We start from the raw sequence: 24,632 nt of genomic DNA on the forward strand, positions 1-24,632 counted from the left end.
AACAAAAAAAGGTCGTATCTAGCACCCACTTGGCACTAAACACGACCTTGTCTCAGTGAATGAGCTTTTTTCCTATTTTTGTACTTCTTATTTCACATCGTCGCTAAGAGATCTAAGCCATTTCTCGCTTCCATCTCCATTACGAACCGCTTCATGAGAGAACGTAGCTTCCTGTACATCACCGAAGCCCCAATGGTCTTCTGCAACATCCGGGAATAGCGGTGCTAAACCTTTCAGCGGTCCGCGATACAGCATACGATTAATCAGGGTTACCGCTTCGACACGAGTGATTGCATTCTTCGGCTTGAAGGTTCCATCCGGATAACCCGTTAGAAACTTTCCGTTATACAATGCTTCAATCGCATTGCCTGACCAATGACCAGAAGTATCCGTGAAATGTGTCACCGCCGGTGTGCCTGTCTCAAGTTTCAGGAAACGAGCCATAACCGAAGCTAACTCTCCTCTGGTTACAGGTGCGTCCGGAAGGAACAACCCATTGGGATCTCCTGTGAAATACCCGTTCTTCACAGCAATGCGGATATAATTGGTTGCCCAATGCCCCGCACGGATATCGCTGTAAGGAAGAGCATAAATAATAGTCTCATTCTCCGTTAGTCTAGCTACAATTGCAGCCAGTTCTGCCCGTGTTAGAGCGCCATTTAGCTTAAACTCCTTATCCGGGTATCCTAAAATATAACGGTAATGCTTCAGTTCTCCAAAACGATCGGAGTAGATATTTACCTTCACCAATGCCTTAGCAGAGGATTGCCCGGAGGTAAACTCTCCCGGTACCGTTAAGGCGACCTCTGCAGCATCGATCAATGGCCACTTTACAACAGGAGTAAAGCTACCGCCCTTGCCCACACCTACGTTCGTTACTTTCCATACGATTACGTTACCCGTAACCGTTCCTCCAGCAGCATCTACAACAACTACCCCATCAGGAAGAGTAATCTTTACCTCACCTGTTGCCGATACAGCGGACGAATCGTTCTTGTAAACTACTGTAATCGGTGACTGCTCATTTTCCTTCACTGTGTTCTTCTCTACAGAGAGAGTAAGTGCTACTTTTACTGCCAGATCAGTCGAAGTCGACGGAGTAGCACCAGAAGTGTTAGGCACTGGCTGAAGCTGTACATCATGCCGCACAATATCTGTACCCACAGAAAGAACAGGACTCTTATAATTAATATATCCCTCATTCGTCACCGTTAAGTAATAATCGGTATCTGGATAGACCATGTAAGCATAGAAACCATTACTATCGCTCAACTGCTTCGGACTCGCATTATCATTCGGTGCAAATCCTGCAATCACAGGCAATGTAACCTCCCCATTCGGAGTCAAACCTTTACTAGCATTCCGTGGAGTATCCGCGTAATGCAGCATCACTTTTGCACCCTCAATGACATGACCTGTTACAGCGTCAGTGATCGTACCATACGGATCAACCAGAGACTGTGAAATATTCAATTCACCAGCGGCAGTTACAGCTACTGTATTACGGCTGACTACAATGGATTTTCCAGATTGTAGTTCGTAGCGCACTTCAAGCTCATACTGACCTACAGCAAGGCCCTCTGCATTAAATACACCCTGCGCCTGTAGTGGGAAAGCTTTAGGTTTACCATTCTCCGATACATAGCTGCCATCTTGCTGTTTCAAAAATACACTAGCATGTCCAAGCCATTCGGAGTTCAGCAAGGAAGATTGACCGTTCGTCTGTTTAAAGAGCACCAGACCTGTCAGCGTCTTCTCCGATTCGAAGTTCTCGTCTCCTGAACCCGTTACTTGTCCCACTTTTGCATACTGTTTATACGTAACTGCCGTAGGTACACCGCCCACGTCAACTGTTTGTGTAATCTCCAGCTCATATTTGGCATCGCCTTTAGGCACGACTAGATAATACGCACCCTTCTCATCGGTCACGATATTCTCAATGAAGTCCACACCAGGCTCAATTTTGCCATCACCGTTCAAATCAAGGGCAGCTCGTACTTGAGCACTTGCTACAGGAGTGTTAGATCCCCCCGTTGTAATAAAGCCCTGAATCGAAGCTGGCAAGAATGTAATAGTAATTTCACTCTTAGCTAATAGACCATGCTCGGCATTGTTCACATTAGCTTTAACAGGTATATTCTGCTCGCTAACCCCTGTGATTTGTGCAGAATGATAAGTTACCTTCGCAATACCGTTGTCATCGGTTACTGCGCGATCATTACCTACAAATCCGCCAACAGCTGCAGTAAAGACCACTTCAATGCCCTTGATTGGGTTTCCATTACTGTCTTTGAGGACGGCAGTCAACTCTGTTGTAGCCTTACCGTCACCCAAAATGCGTTCTGGATTTGCACTCAGTATCAACTCCGTTTGAACCACCTGATAGTTGTTGTCTATCAGCTTATCCGCCGCTTCACCAGCTAACGGAGCATCACCTGCACCCCAAGCGCTAAATGAAACTGCATAGCTATTCGCTGTGGTATTCAAAGGCAATACAAACGTGGTGTATTCCCATTGCTTAAATCCGTCAGTCTCGTAAGTAAGCGGATTAGCTAAAGTCAAAGTCACGGAAGTATCAGCAACATTCGCCGTTACCTTCTCAGCCGCAAGCGAGCTCACTGCCGATAGTTTAAGCGGTTGACCCGGTATCGCTTTTACGATAGTTGGATCTCCTTGTTTCTTATTACCAACCCATCCATTCAGTGCTTTATGAAGTTCAATCTTCACGGTTGCTTCAACAGGACTTGTTTGTCCGTCAGCATCGGTCACAACATAAGTGAAGCTGTCTTTACCCGAAATGAAATCAGAGTTTGGCGTGTAAATCCATGTATCCCCTGCCGGATTGCCTGGATCAGCAGGTGTTAATATTCCCTTCAGTGGAGGTGTAGCAATGCCGTACGTAAGACCTGTAACCGTTTCGCGGTCAGTCCCCTTCAGTACAACAGTAAGGGAAGGCACACCCTCGTTTCCTTCTACGCTCAGTGCATTAGCCACCGGCAGTCCATTATAAGTAATGATGACCTCGGCAAGATTCTCAGAGTATACCTGACCATCATACCCTTCCCACTTGAATTTCACTTCTGTACCTTCAGCCAGTTTAGTATCTGGAACAAAGGTAAGACTGCCAAGATCAGCTTTACTCAGAACCGCTGGAATACCTGGCTCAAGATAGACTGCTTCTGTCACCGTATTGTTATAATACAACTGCCCATTAGCAGCAAAGTCTGCTGGAAGAGTGATCCTTACCGTGCTCAGATTACTATTATCATCCTTATAGACATTTGCGAAATCATCTGTTGTAAAAGGAATAGCAGCTCCATGAGCACCTGTCTTATGAATATCTGCAACTACTGGTGGCGCATTGATGGTAATTGTAACATTCTTACTTTCCTTCGCGTATTGCTTGCCATCTGTGCCATTCCATTGGAAAGCCACTGTACCCGTGGTCTCCGCTGTCGGAATAAAGGACAGACTGGCCAGATCTGCCGCGCTGATCTCAACTCCCGGAGTCACCGTCTGTTCAGATCCATTACCTACACGGTAAACAAGCTTACCTTGACCTTCCACTGGAACAGTAATGATCTTGACCTTAGTAAGCGGATCGTTCTTGCTGTTTACGAATTTATCCGTGAAGTCTTTAGCAATAAAAGGAACTTTATTTCCTTTCTGACTCGACTTCTCAATATGACCCACTGTTGGTGCTGCCGTTGCTGTAATCGTAACTACAGCATCCACCGCCCCGTATTTGGATCCATCATACCCATTCCATTTAAAATCAATATTCCCAGTAAAACCGGTAGTCACTGGAACAAAGGTTAATTGCCCAAGATCATTCACCGAAATTTCATCACCGGCTTTTACTGCCGTTTCATTTAATACTAATTGGCCTTTTTCAGCATCCGGCAGTGTAACAATCTTTACCTTCTGCAGCTTAGAACCATAGGTATTACCATTAATTTGATAGTATTTGCCGGAAAATTCATTGGCATTAAAGGCTGTTGGCTCATATTGCAACCCTGCCTTGGTAATATCCTTCGCCACCGGATCAAAGGTTGAAAAAGTATAAATATGCTGAGCTTCGCCCGGATTTGTATATTTTTCTCCGCTAGTTCCGCCTCCACGATCATCAAAGAGAATCACATTTACCGTGTATTCTTTAGACGGACTAAACGTACTGTCCGTAAATTCAGTTTTCCAAGTCTGCTCTTGCCCAGCAGTTGGCTCTTCAAACAGCTTTTTATCGAGCCCAACGTTCTTATCGATTAACTCGCCGTCAAACTCTCTCTTCTCAACAACGCTTACTTCCATGGAATAATCTTTACCCGGTAGCTTAGGAATAAAGCCGGTATCCAGAGTGATCTTTCCATTCTCCACCTTAATCCCTACATTTCCGATCTCTCCGGTCTGCCGTTCACCACCATCAATAACAAGCTGAGCCCAATCCACCTTCATGGTCCAGTTGGTATTAGGGACCACTGAATCCCGGCTCTCTTTATCATTAAAATAATGATGAATCGACAAGCCCACATAATTATCGCCTAGGCCAATTTTGCCAAGATCCTCATTTTTGAAAGGCAACACCGTTGTATTCCATTTCGAATCTTGCCCCGAAAGCGTTCCTAAATAAGCGCTTTGCGTTATCTCTTTCAGATAACCCTGTCCACCAGTACCTACACCGGAAGCGGCGACGGATGTTTTCCATTTACCAGAAGTTTGCCATGCTGTATAAGGGTTTACAAGTGCAATATCAGCAGGATTTTTGGAGAAATATACTCTATCCCATTCACCATTTGAACCCGTTTTTGTTAGTGATGCGATCTCATCCACATCGTAAGCCCGAATCAGCATATAAGCGCTCTGCGTCGGAAGCTTAGCAACATCCTTGATCTTAAACTCAATCGGATACTTACTATAGTTATCCGCGGTTGTTTTGTTCTGATTCTTAATATCCACGTCCATGTCACCATCGGCTGCTTCCGTACCTAACGGACCCCCACCCCAATTATCGGTGTCCGTAAAATAAGTTTTACCAGATGATGCATCGGCAGCTTGTACTATGCCGAAAGTCTGTAGCATTGGGCCTACCAACAGCACTACAGACAACAAAACACCAACTATTTTCTTAAATATTTTTCCATCCATTCTTCATTTATCCTCCCCAGTATAGTTCTTAGGACATAATAAACCATAATAAGGAGGGGATCTGAACAAAATCTGAACAGAAAACAATTTTAACAGTGAAATAAGTCACATTTTATCAAAAAAAGGCAGAATCCCGCGAAGCCTCAGCTTCCGAAAATCCGCCTAATCCGTTTATTTCTTGATCTAACCCTTAATTCTACGATACGTCTCTTCATCGGAAACAACATACAATCTAGCATCCTTGGGAATAGCCTGATCCAGCTTTCGATTGATACTTAGATCGCTACGATCCGCTAATAAGGTTGCACCTTGCAAGAGCAGGTTCTGAAACGCGTCCCCATAAGTCTTCCACGAAGTATTCACTGGAATCTCATAAATATCATCACCATATTTACGGCTCAGCAGCTGCGTTATCACCTCAGAGTTGCCCTCTTGGAGCGCAGAACGAACAGCCAGTCTAGAGATGGCATCATGTGAAAGCACGAACTCGTTTACCTTGACATGCCTGAAATTCTGTATATTCTTCTCTTGCATTATTTCTACAGTCGTATGTACTTGTGACGCAATTCGCTCAATACTAGAGGCAATTAACAAAGATTTGCCATCGATCAGCGATGCTTCATCAATCCTTGTGTCCCCGAACACAATGGCTGCTCTTGCTTCATGGATGTTAGCCTTAAGAAGAATCTCATCACTGGAGGCATCGCCGCTTATAAAGTGAACTTGATCCATATGCTCCAGAGGATGACTTCCTGTCTCATCAATGATGACAATATGGCATTTTGGCGAATAGCATAGAATCTCCTCTACGGCAGCTTGTGCTTTCTTACTCCAATTAATTAGAATCACATGATCCTTTCCACGAAAGCTCAACGTTCCCGCTCCTCTCCTTCTCTGCACCTCCGCAATGGAGTCAATGACCTTACCAATAACCAAGCTGAGGAGGCCGATACCAAAGATATATAGAAACATGGTAAATAGCTTTCCAACTACGGTCTCTGCAAAATAATCCCCATACCCTACGGTCGCCATCGTTGTCATGACCCAATAAAATGCATTAAACCAACTGTGAAACGTACCCGGCTCGATCAGGTAAGCAATCGACGCACTAAGAATTATAAAGATCAGAATGATTAACCCTATCGTCCGTTTACGTAACCGCATCATCTTGGTGGAAATTCTCAGAAACAAATGCATCTGCCCACCCCTTCTTCACATCAAGCTAACACGCCTTCGGTGTCCTTTAAGAACAGTAAGCGTTTATGAGAGAAATATAGGCTGCCACTCGACGGATGGATCGGGGCAGCCTTTGTCCTTAGCCTATTTCAAGTTCGAACTAAACAATTAAACTGCTGATCGCAAATGCAGTCCCAATAAACACCAAGCAAAGCATAGTGCCTACAGCCACATTCCCTTTCTCCAGATGCTCTGAAATCTTAAAGGTTGGGGTTGCCAATTCAAAGATCCAATAAGCCGCTATCAAGCACACATAACCTACCGCAAACCAAATGATCATGTGCAGAATGGAGGTATTCGTATACGCCGCTACGCCAATAATTATTGCCGTTGCCAGAAACTTGCCGCCCAATGCCAAAGCTACAGCCACATTGCCCTTTTTTAGCTCCTCCATATCTTTGAACGGAGTCATCAAACCAAAAATCACCATGCCTAACACTTGCAAAAGAATAATTACAAACACACTCACAACCAAATTAACCACCATCGTCACTTTGCCCACCCCCGAAATTTCGCATACGCCGAATCATAATCGGCAAAATCATGTACTTCCTCAAGGACTACGGAAGCGGTTTTCTGTTTCTCTAATGCTGTATAACGTTCATCATCAATCGGCTGCTTAATCCGATTACCTGAAGGGAGTTCAAGCACGGCAAAGTTTCTTGTCTTATCGTTATATTTAGTCTTGTATACCCCTACAAGATCAACATCAGTCGTTACCGATACTTTTAGATTGGTAAGATCCTCTGCCGCTGTTTTTTCATCTGCATAAGACTTAATCGTGCTCCATGAAGACAGGCGAACTTCGTTCTTCTGGTCAGCGTCCGTAATTAGCTCGGCGTCCATGAACTGAAGCGTCCAAATTTTATCGCCAGTTGCATAATTCCCATCATTCGGGAGCAGTTCATTATCAGGCAAAACCGTCATGTCACTCCCAATCAAATCCCCTACGGTACTCTCTACCACCCGGTAGTCCCACGGTACCCGTGCTACACTATCTGAAGTTGTAGCTGTTCCTGAATCAAATACACTGCCCTGATTACTGGAACATGCGCTAAGCAGCAGTACCGTCAAAAGCATCATACATAAGACTCCGATTCGGGCTTTCTTACTCTTATCCAATTATCTCACTCCCAACGCAATAAAATGACTGGCATTGCCTGTAATCAATCCACCCGCTCGGCCGAGCATACCACAAGGCTTCCCGTTAATCACGAACATGCCTGTCAACAGATGAAATTCACCCTCTGAAGTCGTTATCTGTGCTAAATCGGCTCTTTTTTGATACACAGTGGGGAAGAGCTGACTACTGTCATAACCGTCTTCATCTTCAAGCTCTAGCGCACCACTATCATCAAACATGCGCACCGAACCCCCTTCACGACCAAAAACAGATTTGGACACAAAGTTCCCAGAGAATACAGGCTTATTATAAGTAGGCAAAATATAGCGCGAGATCGTCTCTCGCTCCTCCTTATCGAATAACAGACCCAGCTCATACATTCCCCACACCGCTGCAACCAGCCCCTTGGACTGGAGCAATATACTGTGAGGGCCGTTAAAGAGTTGAAGATTCCCTTGCTCTACCGCATAAGCGAGGGCATCCCCGCCTTCATCAACAGCCATCCACTCTTTAGGATATAGGGCGAACATACGCTCAATCACACGGTCCTCCCCATCCTTGAGAATTCCGTTGTCGACCCACAGATCAAGGCAATCCACACACCGAATATCGAGACCACTGTGCTTTACTAATGCTTCAATCGTACCTGAATCTTCGAGATGAGATCCATAAGCGACACATGCTGCGGTATCCGGACGTTCTACTTGCCAAGCTGCCGCGACTTGTTCCTTCATCCCTTGATTGGGACTCTGCACACCAGCTTGCTCACAAATCCATGGTGTAGCTATCGAGGCTTCCACATAACCTGTCGGGGTATCCGCATTTAATTCAAGTAGCTTAATCGTCCCATCATGGGCTATGGCAAAGTCGAATCTGGCATACCGACTAATAAAGCCTTCTTCTGGCATAGGACATCCATCAAGCATCTCCCAAAGTACAGGGGGAATCCCAAGCAGTTCATATAAATCGGGCTTTAGATGTACATAGCGAACGGCCTTATCGAGGATGATCCAGAGTTTTGATGAGGCTTCTTCAAGCTCCTTATAAGTGTCCCTGCGCATTACAGCAATTGCATCTAACCAATACTCTTCATCCTCAAGATCCGCCCAAGTGAACCCAAGCTCATACAACGCTTTGACCCGCGGACCTCTTTCAAGCTCAGACTGATCTAGAATTTCAAATACACTCTGCTGCTCACTCATCCGCCAAAACCACTCTTGCTTGAGCCTGATCTCGAAGAGGACTTCGAGCCTGAGCTAGATTTAGAGTTCTTCGAAGAATTTAATCCGCTGGAAGTGCCACCGATTCCATTCTTTGAAGAAGAACCTCTTCTCGTAATGGAGCCTGTAGAGGAAGTCGATGTTTTGGGCTTCACAACAGATCCGGGAACCTTCTTATTCTGGAACTTCTCACTGCTATAGGTAGGCGGCTTATAAGTTGTTCTCGTTCCACCATAATAGGTTGGACGGTCCTTAGACCACCCTCTGGAAGAGTAGTTGCCACCACTATTAAACAACATGTGATACAACAGTAAATCATCCCAACCAAAACCTGAATGATAACCGCCATAGTTATTCACTACCGTCGTTCCATTATTGGTTACAACACCTTGGCCTTCCTGTTCTACCTCTTGTTCACCTTCCGGATATGGAATATTCCAATCCACATTTTTGTCAAAATAGGCTTTAACCTCTTCGGTAGACCAGGACACTAGCTGCGGTTCATCTCCAGAAGTATTTGCGCTAGCCCCTGCGCCGCCAGGAATAAACATAGCATTCGCTAACAACGCTATGCCTAGCGAAGTAGATAATACTCGAATGGGCTTACCATCAGAGGTGAATAGTTTGGGTACAGCAAGTTCCTTATCCTTTTCATCTTTAGACATCGCAAGGTTCTCCTTCCTTTATCTCAATCATTCAGTGTGCATCGGAACAAGCAGAAGCTCCAGCTTGCCTTCATCGACATTCAGCCGTCCTTCAACCGTTTCATATTCAACACTGCCCACCACAATATAATTGACATGCTCTAGCGCTGCGATCATGTTCATGCTCCACGTGCGTTCCTCAATGACTCGTAGCCCGCCTTCCGGCATTTTTTCAAATAAGATAACATTCATCCCATTGTCCATTATTACCATTCCTTCCTAAGTTCTGCTATAGCATCTGATACGTCTTTATTACCTTTTCGTTTCAGTTCTAAGCGTGTGTAGACTGCCCAGCTTTGTTCTTGGCATTAGAACGTCTATATAAAAGAAGAATTCCTAACGAGCACAAGCTAACAAGGAGCAACACGCCGTATACATGCTGATATGCTTTTGCTGGGGAGATATCGCGCTGAGCATGCAGCAAAATCCCGCAGACTGCAACAGATACAGAGCCTCCGAAGAATTGAACCAGTTGTAAAAGCCCCATTCCCGAACCGATCCAAGTCCTCGGAAGAACGATAGAAGCTTCATTGTTTAAGGATGCCATCGTAGCGGAGAAAGCGGGAGAGAAGCATAGATAACCTAGCAGTAGTACTACAGGTGATACAGAAAGATTCAGAGCAAACACAGCCATAACGGCTGCAAGTATACAATGTCCGATCACTAGGAAGCGTATATTACCGTATCGATCAATAAACCGTCCCACATAACGGGTCAGAAATGCAGATACTAACGCGCCCGGTGCGATAAACAAACCAATCATCAACGCTGACTTATCGAACAGATTAGCGAGCGCAAGCGGCATCAGAAACAGGTTTCCTAAGTTCAATACCAGAATACAAAAGCCTACGGCAACCAGTTTCAAGTAACCTGGCATGGTAAGCAGCTGCGGATTAATGAACGATTCCTTGGCTTTCTTCAGATGTAAGGCATGCACGGTAATAGACACTATCCCCACCGCTAGCCATACAAGCGACTGGGTAGTTACGGCCACCAGCAAACTTGCCGCATTTACAACAGTCAGCGCCGCCCCCAGGATGTCAAAGCTTACAGGCTGTGGTTGTTCCTTAGGCAATAACCGCAACAATACCGGCAACACAATAAGCACCAGGCAAGTAATGCCGAACAATCCGTTCCAGCCAAAGTACTGGCTGATGACCCCTCCGACTATAGGACCCAAACCAAAGGCCATAGCACTACCTGCCGAGATCATCGCAATTGCAGCGCCCCGTCTTTCAATCGGAACGTAGCGGCTAGCGAGTACAAGACCCAATCCAGCCATGGATCCGGCACCCGCAGATTGCACGATTCTCGTGATTAATAGTAACTTAAAGTCATGTGCGAACAATCCAAACACGGATGCCAGTCCAAGCGTAATTAAACCAATGGTCAAGAGCTTACGAATCGGCACCAAGTCGGATAACCGGCTATAAATAACTGTCGATAATGCATATCCAATCGAGTAGCTGGAAATGACCCATGAGCCTAGGTCAGCAGAGATTTGGAGATCCTTAATAATGGTTGGAAGCGATACATTAAACATCGTTGTATTCATCACTACAATAAAGAGGCACATCGTCCATAATGGCATGACAATTTTATCATTCATTACAACTTTCTCATTCATTCTTATTCCATCCCTGTCCTAATTTATCTATACGTTCCAAACTAATTTTATGCCTATAAAAAGAGGTTGGCAATTAGAATAGGGATTACTTACGCCACATCAATCCACACACTAGTTCGAACAGATCTATATAGTTGCGCGGATTTTTACCCGTCAATGTATGAATGCGGTTAAGTCGGTAATTCAGTGTATTTCGGTGAATATTCAACTTTTGTACTGTTCGATTATGATCTCCATTCTCCGCAATAAATACTTGCAGTGTTTCAATCAGACCCGTCTTGTCTCCCGACTGATCTAGAGGAGCATAAATCGTCCCGGTCCGCTCATCCCCATCATAAGATAAGTGTATTAGAAACTTGAGTTCCGCATAGTTGAAGAGCTTCTTGAATGGATCGACTTTACTGCCAATATTAATGGCCGCCTGTGCTTGTTCAAGGGAATAAGCAGCTAGCTCTTCCGCCTCACCAGAGCCAATGCGTCTTACATCACCGCACACACTAAGTTTTCCTATCAGCTCTTTGTAGAGGAACCCATCCGTGATAAAAAACACAGCCTTATCATTCTCCAAATTCCAGTAATGCGGATAGGATCTAGAAACACTTCTGAACTCTTTCCCGTTTACGTCTCCATCCACTAGGATTGCCCAGCATTTCTTCTTGAGATCGAGTCCATAGCTACTTGCCCGCTCTAGAAACTCAAGATCATATGCCTCTTTACGATAAGATAATTCATGATAAAATTTCACACGCCTTACTCTGTCATCCTGCTCCTGCTTATTCCTGGCTTCCTGTTCTATAAGTAATATAGTAGTAACTCTGACCAGCTTGCTAAACGGTCGAACCTCATCCGGATGTCCCGTAATGCCCACCACACCCAAAACTTTATGATCTATAATAATGGGTTCATTCACCCCCGGCTTCATGCCACTGCCATCTTCGTATACTTCAAAGACATGCCCACTTTGAATGGCTATTCTCGCTCCCTCATGTAAGGTCCCGACCCGTTTTAGATCTCCACTCCCTACAATAAAGCCGTTCTCATCCATAACATTAATGTTATAAGGAACTACACTCATCATTTCCTGTGCGATTTGTCCTGCGAGTGATTTCGATATCTTCATGTCTGCCCCTCCTGTTCCTGTATATTCTACTCAGAAAACCTCTACTTTAAAAAGAAACAAGAAGAAACGGTTGTCGTCCTCAAAAGACGATAACCGTTTCTCGTAGTAATATAAGGTTGTGAAATCTCTCCGCAGCTTTTTATAATGATTTACCTTGTTTCAGCATGATTAACCGTGCCACGTTCTCAGCGGTTCTTTCCAGATTCTCTTGCCCTTGCTTCAGGGCATCCTCCAATAAAGCTGCACCGGGCATGATGCCAAAAATAGCATCGATTCCTTTATCGTACAGCACTTCCGTCTGATCACCGATCCTTCCAGCGAAGGCCAATACAGGTTTATTATATTTCTTAGCGACCTGTGCAACGCCTAGCGGCGTCTTGCCATATTGGGTCTGGAAATCGATGCTTCCTTCCCCGGTCCACACCATATCGGCCTGCTGTACCTTTTCTTCAAGTCCGGTGTAGTCAATAACAAGCTCAATGCCCTTTTTTAACACTCCGTTTAAGAACACCACCAGTCCTGCGCCAAGTCCGCCCGCTGCACCAGCTCCAGACATTTCCTTAATATCGATTCCTAGCTGTTCCTTGATAACACTCGCATAATGATGAAGATTGCTGTCGAGCTGTTTGATCATCTCTGAAGTTGCACCCTTTTGCGGACCAAACACGCTCGAAGCACCCGTCGGACCACATAAGGGATTCGTAACATCACAAGCTACTTCAACCTGTACATCCTTCAGACGAGGGTCAAACCCAGTCAGATCAATATTGGCTAATCTGCCGAGCTCACCACCGCCGAATAACAGCTCATTCCCCTCTTCATCCAGTAGTCTGCCGCCCAATGCTTGAACCATACCGGCGCCTCCATCATTAGTGGCACTGCCACCGATACCAATCAGCAGCTTACGGACCCCACGGTCGAGACAAGCTTTAATTAATTGTCCTGTGCCGTAGGTTGTTGTAATCAGAGGGTTTCGTGTCTCAGGAGACACCAACTGAATGCCGCTCGCACTGGCCATTTCCAGAACCCCCGTCAATCCATCACCTGTAATTCCGTAGGATGCGCTAACTTCATTGCCGAGCGGGCCTTTAACTTTAGTAATATACACGGTACCTTCGGTTGCATCGACCAAGGACTGCATCGTTCCTTCGCCGCCGTCAGCCATGGGTACATGAATACAATTTATATTAGAATTCACTTTATGAATGCCTCTTTCCATGGCTTCACAAGCTTCTTTAGCTGTCATGCTTTCTTTGAAAGAATCGGGTGCCAGAACGATAACCAAATCTTTTTTCATAGAATATCCATCCCTTCTAGTTCGAAATAATCGTTATAGGATAAAGCCATATAGAATAGTAGCGACGATAGCCATCGTCAGACCCACGAGACTTTCATAAGGAATCAGTGACATCCGGTCCTTGATGTTCATCTTAACGGAATCAGCAGTGACGTGGAAGAAGTTACCGTGCGGCAGATGGTCAATTACTGTAGCACCGGTGTGCACCATAATCGCCGCATTAAGCGGTGCTGTGCCCATAGATAGAATAGCGGGACCGAACGATCCGGCAGCCACAATCGAAGCCGTTGATGTGGACGCTGTAGCGGCCGCCATCAAGATACCTGCAATCGGAGCCAGGAAGGTTCCGGAGATGCCCATAGCTGTAATTGCATCAACAACCGTAGCGCTCAAGTCAGACTTTGAGATAATACCAGCAATGGCACCGGCACCAATCAGGATAATAGCTGTACCAGTCATTTTATTCAAACCGGATGTTGTAAAGGAAATGATGTTCTTCGTCTGTTTCATAGCAATCAGTCCAATGATACCGGCAAGAGGCAAGATGATCATAGAGTCAACTTTAAAGGATTTCAGCAATTCAATATTCAGAATGTTTCCGACCGGATTAATGGCCAGAAGCAAAATAGCGACAACTGGAGCGACGATAGCACGGCCGAAGCTTGGTTTAACCTTAGTGGTATCTTCCTCTTTCGTTACAACATCGCCGTCTGCAATTTTCACACCTTTATTGACCAAGAGATTAGCAATAATAACAGTAACAATCAGACCGGCAACGGCTGGGATAAATCCATGGATCATAACCTGAGCTAAATCCACATCAAAGCCCTTCGCTACAGCAATGGTGTTTGGGTTTGGAGAAATAATATTACCTGCTTTACCGCCACCGACCAGTGCGAGCAGCAAAGCTGTTTTGGAAATGCCGATTTTCTTGCCTACGGACAAAGCAATTGGAGCGACGATAATGATCGCTACCGTGATGAATACACCGACTGCTGTAATAATCATTGTAGCCAGTGCTATAGACAGTAAGGCTTTCTTTTCGCCAAGCTTGTCTACGATGGTCTCGGCCATTCGTTCGGCTGCACCTGATTCAATCAGTACCCCCGCCAGCACACCTGCTGCGAGTACACGCACAACTGCACCCATTACACTATTCGTTCCATCGATAATATACTGTACCGTTTCCGCAATAGAAGCGCCGCCCAATATCCCTCCGGCAATCGCGCCTAAAAAGAGTGCGTAAACCGGATTAACCTTTTTGAAAATCAATACGACGGCTAATATCAATCCTGCAACAGCGCCCATCCAGTTAATTACTGTGCCTTCCATCTCTAGTTGCCCCCTTAATATAAAAGTATGACACTGTAAAGTGTGTGTTTTGATAACGCTTTCTAAACTGAGTATACTGCGCTTACAAACCCAATTATATTGACGGGACAACCTATTTTTTTGTGCAAATGCACAAGCCCCGAACACAAAAAAAGACCAAGCTTAGGTTTCAGTACACCAGAGCTTGGTCTTTTATCATGAATTAAATAAGTTTAGGACACTTGAGATTCCTTAGCAAGAACAGGTACGGTGTTATCCTCTACCTGCACATCATCCTTTGTCTTGGAGAGGACAATGTTCAGCACAATTGCTGTAAGCGAACCGGATACGATACCGTTTTGCAGCAGCATCCGAGCAAATTCAGGCAGCTCTGCGAACATTGCAGGAAGTGTCGCTGAACCTAAGCCAACAGCAATACTGCAAGCAGCAATCAGTAGATTACCATCCTTACGGAGATCCACATCGGATAGAATGGATATCCCGGAAACGGCAACCGATCCGAACATGACAATCATGGCTCCACCAAGTACGGCATTCGGTACAATCGTCGTCAAGGCAGCCAGCTTAGGCAGGAGTCCTAGTACAATCATGATCCCGCCAGCGGCAAAAATAACATTACGGGTCTTAATGCGAGACAGCGAAATCAAGCCCACATTTTGAGAAAAAGCGGTGTATGGGAAAGCATTAAAGATTCCGCCCAGCATAATAGCTACACCCTCGGAACGCAGTCCGTTTACGATCTGCTTCTGTTCAACTTTCTGATCAATTACTTTACCAACTGCAAAATAAACCCCAGTAGACTCCACCATACTAACAATATTAACGATGATCATAGTGAAGATTGCAGTAACACTGAACTCAGGCCATCCGAAGTAGAACGGTTGTGCGATGCTTACCCAAGAAGCGTCACCTACCGTAGAAAAGTTAACGATACCCATTCCATAAGCAATCGCTGTACCCACCACAAGACCTACCAGAACTGAGATCGAGCGCAGGAATCCAGTGGCGAAACGGTTAACTGCTAAAATGACAAGTAGTGTAATCAGTGCAAGCAGCAAATTGCGGGGTTGTCCAAAATCAGCGCTGCCTTCTCCGCCAGCAACGTTATTCATGGCTACTGGAATAAGAGATAACCCGATAATGGTCACGACAGAACCCGTTACAATGGTCGGGAAGAACTTCAGCAGCTTCCCATAAAGCGGGGCCGCAAGAACAACGAACAAACCGGAAATAATGATCGCACCGTACGCAGTCGCCAGATTATGTGTCGAGGCAATCGCAATAATCGGGCCAACGGCTGTAAAGGTACATCCAAGAATAACTGGGAGCCTGCTACCAAAATACTTGGTGCCCATTATTTGCAGCAGTGTAGCCAATCCGCAAGTGAACAAATCGGCTGCGATGAGGTAAGCCATTTGAGTCCCATTTAGCTTCAAGGCACCCCCAACAATCAGCGGTACAATTACTGCTCCTGCATACATGGCTAGGACATGCTGAAGACCTAACGTAAATACCTTTTGCTTGCTTAACATCCCGCACTCTCCTTGATTTTCTCTAATGAGCTTTCATTATCAATGAAGTGAATTTCACCTGGTGACATAGATGCAATACGGGCCAGGGCATGGACTTCTATGCCTCTGTTCTCCAGAAGGCTCCGACCTTCTTGGAAGCTCTTTTCAATGACACATCCGACGCCAAGGAGCGCTGCTCCAGCCTCTTTCACGATATCAACCAGTCCTACAAGTGCAGCACCAGTAGCGAGGAAATCATCCACAATAAGCACTTTGTCATCGGGTCCAAGATATTTCTGGGAGACGCTAACCAGATAATCCTCTTGGCGAGTAAAGGAATGTACAGGCGCTGAGTAGACCGCCTCTGAGAGCGTTACTGCTTTCTTTTTCTTCGCGTAAATAAACGGTACACCTAATGCAATCGCAGTAGCCATAGCGAACTGAATTCCACTAGCTTCAATGGTAATCACTTTGGTAATCGGTTGATGACCGAACAACTTTTTGAACTCCTGACCGATTTGCAGCGCTAGCTCCGTATCGACCTGATGATTCAGAAATGAATCTACCTTCAGTACCGTATCTGATAAAATGAGACCCTCTTGTCTAATGCGCTCTTGAAGTACTTTCATCGTGAACTAATCTCTCCTCTTCATTAAAAAAACAAAAAAAGGACAAATCCCTTGAGTCGTTTCTCTCAAGTGAATCTGTCCTTCTGGGCTTTTGTCCCTTAGTGGTGTAACACTGCATAGTGTCCGCATCGCTCGGTCCAGACCTTTCCTCCAAAGAAGAAAGCGGAACCCTAGATGCGCTATTTCACTCATAGTCGGATAATTGCGATGGTTATCCGGTAGAAACTTATGGGCCATATCCCCAAGATTATATGAGTTTTATTAATGTTCGATATGAATACCTTGTATATCTTACACGCTCTGTCTGGTGCTTACAAGCAAAATTTTTAGTATTTTGCATACCATTTTCAGGTTATTTTCACCAAATTCAATTGTTTACATTTAGTAATGGTTACTCCAAGATCTTCTGCGCCGTTTCTTCAGTTGTTACGAGGACATTCATGTACCCGCCGTTTAGCGCTCCTAAGATCCCCGAAACCTTCTCCAGCGATTCCGCTACACCAATCGAGTACCTCGCTCGCTTGATCTGCTCCAGCTCAATGGTCAGCGTTCGGTCCGATATTGCTGTGCGTACAGGCATTCCATTGCCATCATAAAAACGTGAGCAAATATCGCCAGCTACTTTCCCGTCCTCCAGCTCATCAATCACAGCATCGCCATAAAACCCACGCCATGCCTCTTCGCCTTTAATTTCCGGTGATCCAATGCCGAATATAGCGATATCCAGCCGGTCCCATGCCTTGGCAATGGTCTGATAATACTGCGAACGCATTAGCTGATCTCTGGTTTCCTTTTGCTCCGTGATCGCTGGCACGTCAATCATTAATGAGCGCGCCCCCCACTTCAAGGCAGCTTGGTAGCAAATATTATTGACATGGTACCCACTCTCCATCTTACCGGATGGACCACCCACCGTAGGAACACAGGTTACAAAAGGCCTCTGTGCGAGGGTCAGATTGTCTACAACAGCAGCTAAGCTGCTTCCCCAAGAGAACCCTATCGTATCTTTTGGCTGAACCACTTGCTCCAGCCATTTCGCGCAAGCCTGTCCAATAGCTTTACGTTTGACCACTCCGGACTGAGCCGGATCTACCTCTACAACAATAGCTTCCTTCAGCCCGAACCGTTCTTTCAGCTCCTGCTCCAGTGTACAAAGATCTCCAATATCGTAATTGATGGTGATCGTAACGATGCCTTCTTCACGGACTCTCTTCAGCATCCTGCTAATGGTTGTGCGATATATACCAAGTTCATTCGAAATTTCATTTTGCGTTAAATTCTGCTCATAATACATTTGTGCAATCTTAATGAGCAGCTTCTTGTCTTCTTTTCGATCCATGATGAACTCCTCGCTTTTTCAAGGATTTGACGGATTCAGAACCCCTCGTTATACTGTAGACGATTATTTTGCACATTTTTTATTATATTGCACAAATGTGCTTAATATCAATTTTTTAATGGAGATGATCGGCTTTGAATATGGACTTTAGGAAGAAAAGTTGCGCCGCAGAAGCTCTGAAGTATATTAAGAACGGCACAACCATTGGTCTTGGCGGGGGTAGTACGATTTCCTATTTAATCGGGAATATTAAAGAAGCAGATCTTCGGGTAAAGGTAGTTACCCCCTCCTTCACTACAGCTTCACTCTGTGTCCAGAATGGATTGCAGGTCATCCCAACTTGGTCTGTTGAGCAAATAGCTGTTGCTTTTGACGGCTGTGATGAGGTGGATGAGCAACTGCATGCGCTCAAGAGCGGCGGCGGCATTCATACGAAAGAAAAACTGATTGCCAGTATGGCCGATCAATATATATTGCTGGTAGATGAAACAAAGCTTGTGAATAAGCTAACCTTCAAGCATCCCGTAGTCTTGGAAGTTCTTAAGGATGCTCTTAGTTATGTTCAACATTCTGTGAAATCGCTGGGCGGCAAGCCTGAGATCCGAACAAGCACAAGTAAAGATGGGTATACGGTCAGTGATCACGGCAATGTGCTGCTGGATGTCTTTTTTGACAAGGTAGAGGATAGCACTGCCCTTCAAACTAAACTCAAAGCCATTAACGGGGTCATTGAGACCTCCCTATTCACAAAAGAAGTTACCGCAGCACTTGTAGCTGGTTCGGATGGAATCAAAGTTATCTCTAAGTAGACTCAAACAATCTAAACAGGCGAGGTGCTAACAATGAGCATTCTAAAGTGGGCAATCATCGGCCCGGGAAGTATCGCTACTGAATTTGCGGCTGCCCTTAATGACATCGGCGGGACTTTATATGCAGTAGGATCACGGACCTTAGCGAAAGCCCAGGCGTTCGCGAGTCAATATGGAGCGGAAAAGGCCTATGGGAATTACAGCGAAATGCTGCAAGACCCGGAAATCGATGTCGTCTATATCTCTACACCACATAGCAATCATTACGAATACATCATGGAGAGCTTGCAGAATAACAAACATGTCCTCTGTGAAAAAGCAATCACCGTAAATAGCAGACAGCTACAGGAAATCGCCGAGCTTGCTAAGCAAAAAAGCTTAGTCGTCGCAGAAGCTATGACCATCTACCATATGCCACTGTACAAAAAGCTACGGCAAATCGTGGAGAAAGGACAGATCGGGCGCCTAAAAATGGTGCAGGTCTCCTTCGGTAGCCATAAGGAATATGATGTGAACAACCGCTTCTTCAACAAAGATCTGGCGGGTGGAGCACTGCTGGATATCGGAACGTATGCCTTATCCTTCACAAGATTTTTCCTGTCCAAACAACCACATGAAATTCTAACGACGGTGAAACGTTTTGAGACAGGCGTTGATGAACAATCCGGAATCATTCTGAACAACGATGCGGATGAAATGGCGGTCATCTCCCTTACCATGCGCTCCAAAATGCCTAAACGCGGCGTCGTTGCTGGAGAACTTGGCTTTATTACCGTTGATAATTTTCCGCGGGCCTCTAAAGCTACAATTCAATATTTAGATGGCACCTTAGAAACGATTGAAATCGGCGATTCTTCTAAAGCGCTGCAATACGAAATAGAGGATATGCAGCGCTATATCGCGGAAAAAGGCAACCAGGAAACCCTTAATCTTTCCTTAGATGTTATGGACATTATGAGTAATGTTAGGGAACAATGGGGAATCAAATACAGCTTCGAATAACATCCTGAACACAATAGATCAATCATCAAAGCGTTGGCATTTCCATGAGTTCATGGGGTCCAACGTTTTTTTGGGCGGATAATATTCTAGAAATGGCTGACAATATCCTTAGGCGATAACTAATAGGTACTTTTTAGTACCTATAGCACTTTAAAGTACGTACTATACTTAATGGATACATGGCTTCATAATTGCACTTACCGGCCGGTGAATTAACAGAGTGTAGGAGTGAAAGACATGTTGCTAGACCAAAAAAGAAGTACCCTGGCCCTCTTGGCTTTAGCCATTAGTGCCTTTGCGATCGGAACCACCGAGTTTATCAGCGTGGGGCTACTGCCACTTATCGCCGATGACCTGCATATACCGCTAACCACAGCTGGATTAACTGTTACTTTGTACGCCTTAGGGGTAACTTTTGGCGCCCCTATCTTAACATCCCTGACTACGGCAATATCGCGCAAAGCATTATTGCTGATCATCATGATTGTTTTTATCATTGGCAATAGCCTTGCCGCGGCTGCGGACGGTATTACTATTCTGCTAATAGCAAGAATAATATCCGCCCTTTCACACGGTCTGTTCATGTCGATTGCTTCGACCATTGCCGCCGACCTCGTGCCTGAGAATCGTAAAGCCAGTGCTATTGCGATTATGTTCACAGGACTAACCGTAGCTACTGTAACCGGTGTTCCACTGGGTACCTTTCTAGGGCAACAGTTAGGCTGGCGAGCGGCATTCATCGCCATTATTGTTATCGGGCTTATAGCGCTCATCAGTAATCTCATCTTGGTCCCTGCCACAGGGCTGCGCAAAGGTACCCGAACACCGCTTCGTGAACAAGTCAAGCTCGTGACGAACGGACGGCTACTGCTGGCGTTTGCAATCACCGCTTTAGGGTATGGAGGTACCTTTGTAGTCTTTACTTATTTATCTCCACTTCTTCATGAAATCAGCGGCTTCAAAGAGAGCACCGTTGCCATTATCCTTCTTGTATATGGCATAGCTATTGCCATTGGCAATGTCATTGGAGGCAAAGTAGCTAACCGTAAACCTATGAATGCCCTGTTCTACATGTTTGCTGTACAAGCTGTTGTACTGTTCGTCTTAACCTTTACTGCACCCTATAAAGTGGCTGCATTACTCACGATCTTCTTTATGGGATTGTTAGCCTTCATGAACGTACCCGGTCTACAGGTACATGTAGTTACACTTGCAGATCGATATGCTCCGAGTGCGAGAGACGTCGCTTCTGCGCTAAATATTGCTGCTTTTAACGCTGGTATCGCCATTGGCGCCTATCTTGGCGGTATTGTGACGGATCATATGGGACTGATTCATACCACTTGGGTGGGTGCTATAATGGTTCTCTCCGCAGTATTCTTAACCGCCTGGAGTCGTGCGCTGGAGAAGAAAGACGAGACTCTTCTCCAGTCCGAAGCTGCTTAATCAGCTGTGCATTAACAAACCAATCAAAATTTTAAATATCTTAGGAGGTAATTTTATTATGGCTCAACATTTACAAGATACAACTGCATTACACAACGGGGTAAACATGCCTTGGCTTGGGCTCGGTGTATTTCAAGTCGAAGAAGGCTCGGAGCTGATACAAGCGATCAAATCTGCTATTGCACACGGCTACCGCAGCATCGACACAGCAGCCATTTATCAGAATGAGACGGGTGTAGGTCAAGCAATCAAAGAAGCTTTGCAGGACAACAACCTGTCCAGAGAAGAACTCTTCGTAACTTCAAAGGTCTGGACTGCAGATATGGGCTACGAAGAAACCATTGCCGCCTACGAGACTAGCTTGGCTAAGCTTGGACTTGAATACCTTGATCTATATCTCATCCACTGGCCTGTAAAAGGAAAATATAAAGAGACTTGGAGAGCACTTGAAACCTTATATAAAGAGGGACGCGTAAAAGCGATTGGGGTCAGCAATTTCCAGATCCATCATCTTGAAGATGTGATGAAGGATGCGGAAATTAAGCCGATGGTAAACCAAGTTGAGCTTCATCCTTATTTAAGCCAGCAAGCACTGCTTAGTTTCTGCAAGGAACAAGGAATCCAATTGGAGGCTTGGTCACCATTAATGCAAGGGCAATTGTTGGATCAGCCAGTACTGAAACAAATTGCAGCTAAATACGGCAAATCCGTAGCTCAAGTGATTATCCGTTGGGACCTGCAGCGTGGAATTATTACCATTCCGAAATCTACTAAAGAGCACCGGATCATCGAAAACGTAGATGTTTTTGATTTTCAGTTAACAGAAGAGGATATGACTCTAATTAACGACCTGAATCAAGATCAACGGGTTGGCCCTGACCCTGATAATTTCGACTTTTAAGAAATTAACTGCTAGGTTAAGTAACAGTAAAAAAAGGACCCTATCTTTCAGAAATGAAAGAGGGTCCTTTTTGTCTTTACGCACCTTGCACTAGCACAATAAGGATCGGCAACACAAGAAAGGAAGCAAGCGTCGTCCATAAAATACATTTGGATACCAGCTCTGGAGAGGCGTCAAATCGCTCCGCTAATACCACCGTGTTGACGGCAACTGGCATGGAGGCCAGAATCAGCAGCACAGAGAATAAAATACCATCAATATGCAGAATAGATAATCCGAGGTATGCCACTAGTGGAGCTAAGATTAATCGAATGATCATCCCTGTCCAAAAAGTAGACTGGCCCTTACGTTCAGATGACATGGTTCGTACTTTGACCATCTGTGCACCCAGAATCGCCAGTACGACTGGTGAATAACCTCCGGCAACCATGGAGACCCCTGTAGCAAGCTCAGAAGGTAAATGCAGGTCAAACATTCTAAGAAAAAGTGCTAGCATAGCTGCATAGATGGCAGGAAGAGAGAACACGGACTTTACTGCATTTTTCACCGAGAACTGCGATCTAGCCGCAAAATAAACGCCCACAGTATTCACGATAATCATCTGCCCAATCACATACACAGAGGCCTTATCGAGCCCAAGCTGTCCGAAAGCCAGCAACACCAAGGGAAGTCCATAATTCACACTATTCGTAAATGTCGAGACCAGAGTCAATCCCGATATTTCAGAGGGGCCGAGCTTCAATAACTTCCCGATGATATTTGCAATCGCCCATAAAAAGCACAGATTTAGCAGCGAAAAAGTGAGCGTTTTGTAAATATCATCCATAGAAATCTCGGCCGTAGCCAGTGTATTAAGAATAATAGCCGGCGTTAAAAAGTATAAATAGAGCGTCAATAACGGCTTGGTATCCAAATTCTTAAACCGTCCAAGCAGTGCACCGACGATCACCGGAATGGATAATGGCACGATGACTTGATACAACGTTAATAACACGCTCTGGATCATGAACAGTACCCCTCTGCTCTAAGTTACTCTAAACTATAAGCGCAACAGAGCAAGACGTCTAAGATATGAAATCAATATACACAATAGCCATTACCTATAATTAAAAAAGGTTTCAACCCCTATAACGGGGTTGAAACCTTTTTATCATGTGTTACATCATTTTGATTTCAAGCAATTCATATTTGATGATACCCATTGGTGCATTTACACTAACGATATCCCCGACTTTTTTACCCAACAATTCCTTGCCCAGCGGGCTTTCATAGGAAATCTTGTTGTTTAGGACATCTGCTTCAGCAGCCCCTACAATTCTATATTCAATCTTCTCGGAGTATTCGATATCATTCAAGGTAACGATACAACCCATACTTACCTTCGAAAGATCCATCTGGCTCTCATCTACGATCTTCGCTTTGGTCAGCATTTTCTCCAAAATCATAATACGAGTCTCCATGAACGATTGATCGTCCTTGGCCGAATGGTACTCACTATTTTCCTTCAAATCTCCATAGCTAATCGCCAATTTAAGCCGAGCTGCCAACTCCTTGCGCCCTGGACCCTTCAATTCCTTCAGTTCTTCCTCTAATTGAGCTAATCCTTCTTTGGTCAAGAACACTTCTTCATTAGACATGTATACAACTCCTATTTTGGATGCTTTATAATATTTTAACCTATATTTCACATTCATGCGACAAGCATAAACGCCTTCGGCGTCCTTGTAAGGACGACAAGCGTTTAAAAGAGAAATATAAAAATTAAAGTATAGGTGTAAAACCTATACTTTCTTATATTTAAAGAAAAATCCCTGCCACAATTGAACCTTGGGCAAGGATATCAATGCTGCATCATTATTCTGGCAAATGCTCTTTACAGAAAAGGAGCAATGCTGCTTCCTCGTCCTCTTCCATATCGAAATCAAGCAATTGGCCTGTTGTTGTTTCTTGTAGGTCATAACTTACGATGCTAACCTGATCTTCATCCACTTTAATAATCGCTCTAGCGGAAACTCCATTTTCTACATAGAGCTCATCATCTTCTGGAACATCCAGTTGAACCACGAATTCATACCGTTTACCGGTTAGTATACCAAAAGGATCTTTAACATTCTCCACGTTGTAGCTTGTAAATGTCAACATTGCTCAATCAACCTCTTTTCCTAATACCTGCCACGTCATTGTATCACAAAAA

The 24,632-nt window shown here is 44.9% G+C and carries 21 protein-coding genes and 1 riboswitch; of the genes, 4 read left to right on the plus strand and 17 right to left on the minus strand.

The window, feature by feature from the left end:
- Window positions 1–87 precede the first annotated feature (87 nt).
- From NST74_RS28500 to NST74_RS28565, 14 genes are all read right to left on the minus strand, one after another.
- On the minus strand, window positions 88–5,142 hold the full coding sequence (locus NST74_RS28500; protein ID WP_341115613.1) for an S-layer homology domain-containing protein: 5,055 nt from the start codon (window positions 5,140–5,142) through the stop codon (window positions 88–90).
- A gap of 183 nt (window positions 5,143–5,325) precedes the next feature.
- Window positions 5,326–6,339, minus strand: coding sequence for a potassium channel protein (locus NST74_RS28505; protein WP_341115614.1), 1,014 nt, complete (start codon window positions 6,337–6,339; stop codon window positions 5,326–5,328).
- Window positions 6,340–6,478: 139 nt separating this feature from the next.
- Entirely contained in the window at window positions 6,479–6,871 is a 393-nt protein-coding gene (locus NST74_RS28510) for a DUF350 domain-containing protein (RefSeq protein WP_042192771.1), read from the minus strand.
- Window positions 6,868–7,461, minus strand: coding sequence for a signal peptide protein (locus NST74_RS28515; protein WP_339291514.1), 594 nt, complete (start codon window positions 7,459–7,461; stop codon window positions 6,868–6,870). The genes NST74_RS28510 and NST74_RS28515 overlap by 4 nt, the downstream gene beginning before the upstream one ends.
- A gap of 39 nt (window positions 7,462–7,500) precedes the next feature.
- On the minus strand, window positions 7,501–8,703 hold the full coding sequence (locus tag NST74_RS28520) for a glutathionylspermidine synthase family protein (protein WP_341115615.1): 1,203 nt from the start codon (window positions 8,701–8,703) through the stop codon (window positions 7,501–7,503).
- Window positions 8,700–9,386 carry a hypothetical protein gene (locus NST74_RS28525; protein ID WP_341115616.1) on the minus strand — a complete coding sequence of 229 codons (687 nt, stop codon included), beginning with the start codon at window positions 9,384–9,386 and terminating at the stop codon, window positions 8,700–8,702. Before NST74_RS28525 ends, NST74_RS28520 begins: the two co-directional genes overlap by 4 nt.
- Window positions 9,387–9,413: 27 nt before the next feature.
- Window positions 9,414–9,629 (minus strand): hypothetical protein, encoded by a 216-nt coding sequence (locus tag NST74_RS28530; protein WP_042131542.1) that lies wholly within the window; start codon window positions 9,627–9,629, stop codon window positions 9,414–9,416.
- 67 nt (window positions 9,630–9,696) lie between these two features.
- Complete coding sequence (locus tag NST74_RS28535; protein ID WP_341115617.1) at window positions 9,697–11,052, minus strand: MFS transporter; 1,356 nt, start codon at window positions 11,050–11,052, stop codon at window positions 9,697–9,699.
- 85 nt (window positions 11,053–11,137) lie between these two features.
- Entirely contained in the window at window positions 11,138–12,172 is a 1,035-nt protein-coding gene (locus NST74_RS28540) for a CdaR family transcriptional regulator (protein WP_341115618.1), read from the minus strand.
- Between the two features lie 139 nt (window positions 12,173–12,311).
- On the minus strand, window positions 12,312–13,469 hold the full coding sequence (locus tag NST74_RS28545; protein ID WP_341115619.1) for a glycerate kinase family protein: 1,158 nt from the start codon (window positions 13,467–13,469) through the stop codon (window positions 12,312–12,314).
- Between the two features lie 33 nt (window positions 13,470–13,502).
- Window positions 13,503–14,801 carry a GntP family permease gene (locus NST74_RS28550; RefSeq protein ID WP_042131545.1) on the minus strand — a complete coding sequence of 433 codons (1,299 nt, stop codon included), beginning with the start codon at window positions 14,799–14,801 and terminating at the stop codon, window positions 13,503–13,505.
- 212 nt (window positions 14,802–15,013) lie between these two features.
- On the minus strand, window positions 15,014–16,333 hold the full coding sequence (locus NST74_RS28555) for a nucleobase:cation symporter-2 family protein (protein ID WP_341115620.1): 1,320 nt from the start codon (window positions 16,331–16,333) through the stop codon (window positions 15,014–15,016).
- On the minus strand, window positions 16,327–16,941 hold the full coding sequence (locus tag NST74_RS28560) for a xanthine phosphoribosyltransferase (RefSeq protein ID WP_341115621.1): 615 nt from the start codon (window positions 16,939–16,941) through the stop codon (window positions 16,327–16,329). The genes NST74_RS28555 and NST74_RS28560 overlap by 7 nt, the downstream gene beginning before the upstream one ends.
- A 171-nt stretch (window positions 16,942–17,112) precedes the next feature.
- Window positions 17,113–17,216: riboswitch (purine riboswitch) on the minus strand.
- 116 nt (window positions 17,217–17,332) lie between these two features.
- Window positions 17,333–18,280, minus strand: coding sequence for a sugar-binding transcriptional regulator (locus tag NST74_RS28565; protein ID WP_341115622.1), 948 nt, complete (start codon window positions 18,278–18,280; stop codon window positions 17,333–17,335).
- Between the two features lie 140 nt (window positions 18,281–18,420).
- Here NST74_RS28565 and rpiA point away from each other — a divergent pair, with 140 nt between their 5' ends.
- The 4 genes from rpiA to NST74_RS28585 all read left to right on the plus strand — a co-directional run bounded on the left by rpiA (window position 18,421) and on the right by NST74_RS28585 (window position 22,438).
- Complete coding sequence (gene rpiA, locus NST74_RS28570) at window positions 18,421–19,089, plus strand: ribose 5-phosphate isomerase A (RefSeq protein ID WP_341116012.1); 669 nt, start codon at window positions 18,421–18,423, stop codon at window positions 19,087–19,089.
- A 33-nt stretch (window positions 19,090–19,122) separates the two neighbouring features.
- Window positions 19,123–20,091 (plus strand): Gfo/Idh/MocA family protein, encoded by a 969-nt coding sequence (locus NST74_RS28575; RefSeq protein WP_341115623.1) that lies wholly within the window; start codon window positions 19,123–19,125, stop codon window positions 20,089–20,091.
- 237 nt (window positions 20,092–20,328) lie between these two features.
- Entirely contained in the window at window positions 20,329–21,537 is a 1,209-nt protein-coding gene (locus NST74_RS28580; RefSeq protein ID WP_042131550.1) for an MFS transporter, read from the plus strand.
- A gap of 58 nt (window positions 21,538–21,595) precedes the next feature.
- Window positions 21,596–22,438, plus strand: a complete 843-nt coding sequence (locus NST74_RS28585; protein ID WP_341115624.1) for an aldo/keto reductase — start codon at window positions 21,596–21,598, stop codon at window positions 22,436–22,438.
- 76 nt (window positions 22,439–22,514) lie between these two features.
- Here the strand turns inward: NST74_RS28585 and NST74_RS28590 are convergent, their stop codons facing one another.
- From NST74_RS28590 to NST74_RS28600, 3 genes are all read right to left on the minus strand, one after another.
- The gene (locus NST74_RS28590; protein ID WP_341115625.1) at window positions 22,515–23,444 is read right to left on the minus strand and encodes an AEC family transporter; all 930 of its coding nucleotides are present in this window, start codon (window positions 23,442–23,444) and stop codon (window positions 22,515–22,517) included.
- A 151-nt stretch (window positions 23,445–23,595) separates the two neighbouring features.
- Complete coding sequence (gene greA / locus NST74_RS28595; protein WP_042131553.1) at window positions 23,596–24,075, minus strand: transcription elongation factor GreA; 480 nt, start codon at window positions 24,073–24,075, stop codon at window positions 23,596–23,598.
- Window positions 24,076–24,292: 217 nt separating this feature from the next.
- Window positions 24,293–24,580: a DUF6509 family protein gene (locus NST74_RS28600; protein WP_042192802.1), complete on the minus strand. Its 288-nt coding sequence runs from the start codon at window positions 24,578–24,580 to the stop codon at window positions 24,293–24,295.
- Window positions 24,581–24,632 lie beyond the last annotated feature (52 nt).

The organism is Paenibacillus sp. FSL F4-0125 (assembly GCF_038008565.1).
Lineage (GTDB): Bacteria > Bacillota > Bacilli > Paenibacillales > Paenibacillaceae > Paenibacillus_AQ.

Bases quoted from the DNA above. Each gene is read 5' to 3' on its own strand.
- NST74_RS28550 (WP_042131545.1), bottom strand. From the start codon at position 14,801: ATGGAAGGCACAGTAATTAACTGGATGGGCGCTGTTGCAGGATTGATA.
- NST74_RS28580 (WP_042131550.1), top strand. From the start codon at position 20,329: ATGTTGCTAGACCAAAAAAGAAGTACCCTGGCCCTCTTGGCTTTAGCC.
- NST74_RS28530 (WP_042131542.1), bottom strand. From the start codon at position 9,629: ATGGACAATGGGATGAATGTTATCTTATTTGAAAAAATGCCGGAAGGC.
- NST74_RS28590 (WP_341115625.1), bottom strand. From the start codon at position 23,444: ATGATCCAGAGCGTGTTATTAACGTTGTATCAAGTCATCGTGCCATTA.
- NST74_RS28560 (WP_341115621.1), bottom strand. From the start codon at position 16,941: ATGAAAGTACTTCAAGAGCGCATTAGACAAGAGGGTCTCATTTTATCA.
- rpiA (WP_341116012.1), top strand. From the start codon at position 18,421: ATGGACTTTAGGAAGAAAAGTTGCGCCGCAGAAGCTCTGAAGTATATT.
- NST74_RS28515 (WP_339291514.1), bottom strand. From the start codon at position 7,461: ATGATGCTTTTGACGGTACTGCTGCTTAGCGCATGTTCCAGTAATCAG.
- NST74_RS28575 (WP_341115623.1), top strand. From the start codon at position 19,123: ATGAGCATTCTAAAGTGGGCAATCATCGGCCCGGGAAGTATCGCTACT.
- NST74_RS28565 (WP_341115622.1), bottom strand. From the start codon at position 18,280: ATGGATCGAAAAGAAGACAAGAAGCTGCTCATTAAGATTGCACAAATG.
- NST74_RS28505 (WP_341115614.1), bottom strand. From the start codon at position 6,339: ATGCATTTGTTTCTGAGAATTTCCACCAAGATGATGCGGTTACGTAAA.
- NST74_RS28500 (WP_341115613.1), bottom strand. From the start codon at position 5,142: ATGGATGGAAAAATATTTAAGAAAATAGTTGGTGTTTTGTTGTCTGTA.
- greA (WP_042131553.1), bottom strand. From the start codon at position 24,075: ATGTCTAATGAAGAAGTGTTCTTGACCAAAGAAGGATTAGCTCAATTA.
- NST74_RS28540 (WP_341115618.1), bottom strand. From the start codon at position 12,172: ATGAAGATATCGAAATCACTCGCAGGACAAATCGCACAGGAAATGATG.
- NST74_RS28520 (WP_341115615.1), bottom strand. From the start codon at position 8,703: ATGAGTGAGCAGCAGAGTGTATTTGAAATTCTAGATCAGTCTGAGCTT.
- NST74_RS28525 (WP_341115616.1), bottom strand. From the start codon at position 9,386: ATGTCTAAAGATGAAAAGGATAAGGAACTTGCTGTACCCAAACTATTC.
- NST74_RS28585 (WP_341115624.1), top strand. From the start codon at position 21,596: ATGGCTCAACATTTACAAGATACAACTGCATTACACAACGGGGTAAAC.
- NST74_RS28555 (WP_341115620.1), bottom strand. From the start codon at position 16,333: ATGTTAAGCAAGCAAAAGGTATTTACGTTAGGTCTTCAGCATGTCCTA.
- NST74_RS28545 (WP_341115619.1), bottom strand. From the start codon at position 13,469: ATGAAAAAAGATTTGGTTATCGTTCTGGCACCCGATTCTTTCAAAGAA.
- NST74_RS28600 (WP_042192802.1), bottom strand. From the start codon at position 24,580: ATGTTGACATTTACAAGCTACAACGTGGAGAATGTTAAAGATCCTTTT.
- NST74_RS28535 (WP_341115617.1), bottom strand. From the start codon at position 11,052: ATGAATGAGAAAGTTGTAATGAATGATAAAATTGTCATGCCATTATGG.